General features: G+C 57.6%; 1 tRNA gene, 2 rRNA genes and 1 pseudogene (1 of these 4 running past the window's edge). All 4 read left to right on the plus strand.

Annotated features, from left to right (window positions below):
• A 23S ribosomal RNA gene (locus M0H32_RS26075) occupies positions 1 to 830 on the plus strand; it begins 1,895 nt to the left of the window's first position.
• A gap of 270 nt (positions 831 to 1,100) precedes the next feature.
• Positions 1,101 to 1,215 (plus strand): 5S ribosomal RNA (gene rrf, locus M0H32_RS26080).
• A gap of 323 nt (positions 1,216 to 1,538) precedes the next feature.
• A tRNA-Met gene (locus tag M0H32_RS26085) sits at positions 1,539 to 1,615 on the plus strand.
• Positions 1,616 to 2,028: 413 nt separating this feature from the next.
• Positions 2,029 to 2,565 (plus strand): annotated as a pseudogene (locus M0H32_RS26090) (MsnO8 family LLM class oxidoreductase); the annotation flags it as partial.
• Between the last annotated feature and the right edge of the window lie 123 nt (positions 2,566 to 2,688).

The raw sequence follows: 2,688 nt of genomic DNA on the forward strand, positions 1-2,688 counted from the left end.
CGGAAAGACCCCGTGCACCTTTACTACAGCTTCACACTGGTATTCGTCACGACATGTGTAGGATAGGTGGTAGACGTCGAAGCAAGGGCGCCAGCTCTTGTGGAGTCACCCTTGAAATACCACCCTTGTCGTCATGGATATCTAACCGCGGTACAACAATATCCGGGACCGTGTGTGGCGGGTAGTTTGACTGGGGCGGTCGCCTCCCAAATGGTAACGGAGGCGCGCGAAGGTGGGCTCAGAGCGGTCGGAAATCGCTCGTTGAGTGCAATGGCATAAGCCTGCCTGACTGCGAGACTGACAAGTCGAGCAGAGACGAAAGTCGGCCATAGTGATCCGGTGGTCCCTCGTGGAAGGGCCATCGCTCAACGGATAAAAGGTACGCCGGGGATAACAGGCTGATGATGCCCAAGAGTCCATATCGACGGCATTGTTTGGCACCTCGATGTCGACTCATCACATCCTGGGGCTGGAGCAGGTCCCAAGGGTTTGGCTGTTCGCCAATTAAAGTGGTACGTGAGTTGGGTTCAGAACGTCGCGAGACAGTTCGGTCCCTATCTGCCGTGGGTGTAGGAGAATTGAGAGGATCTGTCCCTAGTACGAGAGGACCGGGATGGACGTACCTCTGGTGGACCTGTTGTGGCGCCAGCCGCATTGCAGGGTAGCTATGTACGGAAGGGATAACCGCTGAAAGCATCTAAGCGGGAAACCCACCTCAAAACGAGTTCTCCCTGAAGAGCCGTGGAAGACCACCACGTCGATAGGAAGCGTGTGGAAGTGCGGCAACGCATGAAGCTTAGCTTTACTAATAGCTCGTTCGGCTTGATCGCTCTCATTAATCAATGCTTATCTTTTAGATGCGCTCCGCGCATCAAAAAGATCATCTCTAGTGCGCTATCGTCCTTCGGACTACTTGAGCGCGTTTAGGATGATCAACAAGACCATTTTTGCCCCTCAAGGGAAAAGGTTCGAACCAATAGGTTCGCAAGCGCAAAGCGCGCCGGCCACGTTTGGCCGCCCTCCCGGAGGCCAGCTGCGAAGCAGCGTACGGCCGTGAGGGCAAACAATAGACCAGTTCACAACAAACTGCGCTTCGCCGGCCTGGTGGCCCCAGCGGGGAGCCCCCACCCGATCCCATCCCGAACTCGGCCGTGAAACTCCCCAGCGCCAATGGTACTGCATCTTAAGGTGTGGGAGAGTAGGTCGCCGCCAGGCCTGCTAATCGCAGTTTGTAAAACTCTTCAATTTGTCTGTCGCTCACGCGCGTACCGCCCTTCGGGCTGCGCTCCGCGAGGGCGGCCTGCCAGCTTGACCGGTATTGGGCCGGCGGCCACTTGGCCTTGCCTCCGCTGCGCTCCGGATCTCTTGTCCCATATCAGCGCAACAATCCGGTCAACCCGAAACAGACGGGCATGCCCCAGAGCGAGCAGCCCACGCGACGCCCGCAGATCCGAAGGATCGAGCACGCGCAAAACAAAACAAAAGGGCAAATCAAATGCCCATCCAGGATACTCAGGTACCTCGGAAACAAAAAATAACGCGGGATGGAGCAGCCCGGTAGCTCGTCAGGCTCATAACCTGAAGGTCGCAGGTTCAAATCCTGCTCCCGCAACCAAATTCGACAACAGCCTTATCCCGCAAGGGGTAAGGCTGTTGTCGTATTCGGGCGCGGGATACAGGCGAGAACCTCTGCGGGCCCCATCAAGGAGGACGTAAGTCCGACGCAGAAGGGAAAAAAACACCAAATCCTGCTCCCGCAACCAACAAATAACCCGGCCTCGCGCCGGGTTTTTTGTTGGTAACGGAGACTGATTTTAAGCTGACCAGGCGCCCCAAGAAGCGCGAAGCCCGAAGCCCAGGACAAAAACTCAAATCCTCACACCGAAACAAAATCAAAAAAAGCCCGCAAGGTACAAACCTGCGGGCTTTTTGACGTTTGGCTGCCTGAAAGACAGCGATCTCAAATCACGGGAAACGGGTTGGCGCGCCGGGGCAGTGATCCTACATGGACTTGCAACGGAGTCTTTCATGAAACAGTATTCCATTCTCGATCTTTCTCCCGTCCCTGAAGGCAAGACGGTGGCCGATGCCTTGGCCAACACGGTCGACCTGGCGCGCGCCGCGGAGAAGGCGGGTTACCACCGCTATTGGCTGGCAGAACATCACAACATGCCGGGCATCGCCAGCGCGGCAACGTCGATCGTCATCGGACATGTTGCGGCGGCGACCCGGACCATGCGTGTCGGTGCAGGTGGGATCATGTTGCCCAATTATGCGCCCCTTGTCATCGCGGAGCAGTTCGGCACGCTGGCGACACTCCATCCAGGGAGGATCGATCTGGGGCTCGGGCGCGCACCCGGCACCGACATGGCAACAGCCCGGGCGCTCAGGCGGCACATGGCGGGTGAAGACAGCTTTCCCAACGATGTGCAGGAGCTGCTCGCTTATCTGTCCGGAACATCCGGCGGCTCCGGTGTGCAGGCCATTCCAGGAGCTGGCACCAACGTTCCGATCTGGATCCTCGGTTCAAGCCTCTACGGTGCACAGATGGCCGCGGCCTTCGGACAGAGCTGGCTCGGGAAATTTGCACAGCTGGGATAAGTGGAATTTCTGCCTGACTTTGGCTTAGATGCCGGAAACAGGAGAGACGATGACGAGACGACCGCGCCGGAACCACAGCCCGGCTTT

Origin of the sequence: Roseibium sediminicola (assembly GCF_023156505.1) — a bacterium.
Taxonomy (GTDB): domain Bacteria; phylum Pseudomonadota; class Alphaproteobacteria; order Rhizobiales; family Stappiaceae; genus Roseibium; species Roseibium sediminicola.